General features: G+C 60.7%; 3 protein-coding genes. 2 read left to right on the top strand and 1 reads right to left on the bottom strand.

Annotated elements, in window-relative coordinates; all coding sequences use genetic code 11:
* Positions 1–82 precede the first annotated feature (82 nt).
* A complete protein-coding gene (gene pth / locus ACHFGA_RS04790; RefSeq protein ID WP_394281284.1) occupies positions 83–694 on the bottom strand; it encodes an aminoacyl-tRNA hydrolase in 612 nt (203 codons plus the stop codon).
* 29 nt (positions 695–723) lie between these two features.
* Here pth and ACHFGA_RS04785 point away from each other — a divergent pair, with 29 nt between their 5' ends.
* The gene (locus ACHFGA_RS04785) at positions 724–1677 is read left to right on the top strand and encodes a nitronate monooxygenase (RefSeq protein WP_394281283.1); all 954 of its coding nucleotides are present in this window, start codon (positions 724–726) and stop codon (positions 1675–1677) included.
* The gene (locus ACHFGA_RS04780) at positions 1674–3056 is read left to right on the top strand and encodes a DUF5129 domain-containing protein (RefSeq protein WP_394281282.1); all 1383 of its coding nucleotides are present in this window, start codon (positions 1674–1676) and stop codon (positions 3054–3056) included. Before ACHFGA_RS04785 ends, ACHFGA_RS04780 begins: the two co-directional genes overlap by 4 nt.
* Positions 3057–3139: the final 83 nt, after the last annotated feature.

The raw sequence follows: 3139 nt of genomic DNA, 5'->3' as shown, positions 1-3139 counted from the left end.
GTGGAGTTCACCTAAAATTCATAAAAGCGCTGGTCAGCAACTATGAGGCCGAAGTGAAAGTTAGGTGAAGGAAATTTAATCTTCAGTGCCGGGAATGCACCTTGTTTTGGGCCTTCGCCAGCCCTTCCTCCGCAATCAGGGTGACTGTTTCGGCCGCCAGCGCGATCTGCTGGTCGAAGTCAGGCCCGCCGTCGACCGGGCTGAGCACCCATTCAGGTATTGGTTGTCCGGCATCCGGCCGGCCGATCCCGATCCGCACCCGGACATAATCACGGGTGCCCAGGTGTTCCGAGATCGACTTCAACCCGTTATGCCCGTTCTCATTACCACCCAGCTTGAGGCGGACCTTGCCTGGCGGCAGATCAAGCTCATCGTGGATCACGATGATGTGGTCCGGTTCGATCCCCAGCGCACGAGCCACCGGTTCCACGCCTTCCCCAGAGTTATTCATAAACGTTGTTGAGGTCATCAGCACCATCGTGTCGCGCACCGACACCGTGGCCTTCACCCCGGAAACAGGGCGCAGGGCTTCGTCGTCAAGCAACTCGTCCAAGGCCATATAACCTACGTTGTGCCTGGTCGATGCGTATTTTGTTCCGGGATTGCCTAAACCGACCACGAGCCATTCGGCCTGCACGCCGTCGAGGGGGTTGGACTGCTGGGGAGAAAAGATGCGTTTGAGAAATTGAAACACGCCTTGATTCTTTCACATATGCTGGGGCCATGATTCAGCACCTGCCCACCGTCATCGCAGCGCCCATGGCCGGCGGGCCAAGCACGCCCGAGCTTGTCAACGCCGTCCACTTCGGTTTTCTCGCCCTTGGCACCTGCTCCGTGGACGAGGCACGGGATCAGATGCGGCGAACCCACGGCACGTACGGGGTGAACCTGTTCTGCCCGCAGGAAGAAGCTCCCGACCGTCACGCTGTCCAAGCCATGGCCGATGAGCTGGGCGTTGAAGTCCCCGCGGTGGAGCTCAGCAACGGCTTCGAGCCGAAGTTCGCCGCCATCCTGTCAGCTATCGGCGAAGGTTACGGGCCCGCTGCAGTATCGACAATGTTCGGCAGCCTTCACTCAGCGCAGATCGACGCGCTGCACACCCGTGGTGCCGAGGCCTGGGCAACAGTGACCAACGCCACCGATGCGGGCATCGCTTCTCGACGAGGCAACGACCGCCTCATCGTCCAAGGCCCTAAAGCTGGCGGGCACCGCGGTACCTGGACGATCGACGAGGAACCTGACCCGCGCCCACTGCCTGATCTTCTCCAGTCCGTCGCCGCAGTTACTGATCTGCCTCTGATCGCCGCCGGAGGTGCACGCAACTCTGCGGATGTCGCCCAGCTTCTTGCAGGTGGGGCATGCAGTGTCGCCTGTGGTTCTGCGTTTTTGCTTGCCGACGAAGCGGGCACCTCGCCTTTCAACCGTGAACTCTTGGCGGCGGGTGGATCGTCGATAAGCACCCGTGCTTTCTCCGGACGATATGCGCGAGGCCTGGCCACCGCCTTTACGGACGCGCACCCGAATCTCCCGCCGATCTACCCGTACCTGAATCCCATGCTGCAGGGCCGGCGTGAGGATGTGTCGTATGCGTATTGTCTGGTGGGTGAAAATCCGGAGGCACTGAGTGCGGGACCGGCCCACGTGATCGAGCAGGGTTTGCTACCCTCACGTTCATGAAACGTCTCGCGTGCGTCGCGGCAACAGCCACGATCCTCCTCTCCGCGCCACTACCCGCCTGGGCCCAAGCCGCCCCGGAAGTTACCGTGGAGGACGCGGACGACATGCTCACCCCGGCTGAAGAGCAACGGCTTTACGACGAGACCGCCAACCAAGGCTTGCCTGGTGAAGTGAGCCACGTCGACTACTTGCTGTTTGGGACGAACGACGAAAACCTGAACGACACCGTCGAAGAATTTGCACGCGACCGTCGCCCCGATCTCATCGCACCTGACGACGACCATTTTGCCGATGGGCGCTTGATCGTCGCCGTAGGTTTCGACCCCCGCATGAACGGCGTGTACTGCGGCGAGGATGTGTGCGAGGCGCTGGGCATCAGGGAGGGCGCGCACCTAGACGGCTCGATTGAGGCGGCGAAAGACTATCTGCGCGACGGACAAACAGCCACCGCCATGTTGGCCAGCGTCCGCCACGCTGGTGACATGGACGCCGCTGCCCGAGACCATGAAGAGCGCGCTGTGGCGGACAGGAACGGCGCGCTCTTCCTGGGAGGTGGCTTAGGAGTTCTGGTCGCCGGCGGAGTCGCCGCGGTGTGGGCGTCGCGGCGGAAGAAGCGCAAGGAACGCATCGAAGAGGCCCGCAGCGACTATGCCTACGTGATGGAGCACTACGCCGACGTGGCGCAGCGCCTCGACGCCATCGACGTGCGCGCGCACTCCCTGACCTCACCTTTAGCCAATTCGAAGATGCGTGCCGAGTGGGCAGACGTGCGCGATCGTTTTCTTGAGCTAGACACCACCGTCCAATCCTTCCGTGGCCTGCAGTCCAGCTCTGACGACGAGACTTTCTACGCGCATTACGACGAGCTGAACACCGCCGAGGAAACCACCCTGCAGGTCATCACAGCTGAAGACAATATTGAGACGATGTACAAGGTGGAACACGGCGATGCCGGGGCCCGCCTGCAGATCTTGGACGACATGAAGAAGGACCTTGTCGACGCCGAGACATCCGTCGATTCGGACTCGCTGCGCCAACGCGTGCGCGACCAAATCACGCATGTCGACGAGCTGCGCCGCGATCTTCAGGCCGAAGACTTCCTAGATCGCTTTATCGTATTGCTCAGCGATGTTGCCATCGTGCTGGATGCAATCGATGAGCAGGAATTCAACGATGTGAAGCGAAAGACAGAGCGCACCGTTCCTCGCCTCTACGAGTCCGACTACCGCGTGGGCACCGGCGTGAACAATTACGTGCCTTTCTTCATGCTATCCAGTTGGCATAGCTCGGATGTCGCGGCCCATGAGGCGGCGCAAACATCGACAAATACGTCGTTTAGCTCGGGTTTCTCCGGTGGTGGAGGTTCATCGGGGTGGTAGCCCCGCTAGGGTAGTAGGCATGAACCTATCTGCCATGGTGGAATAAATTGGGCCAGACAAATATTCCTCTGTTGAGCGCGACA

Source organism: Corynebacterium sp., assembly GCF_043426755.1.
In the GTDB taxonomy this organism is placed as follows: Bacteria; Actinomycetota; Actinomycetes; order Mycobacteriales; family Mycobacteriaceae; genus Corynebacterium.
This window is presented reverse-complemented; position numbering and strand designations above follow the sequence as displayed.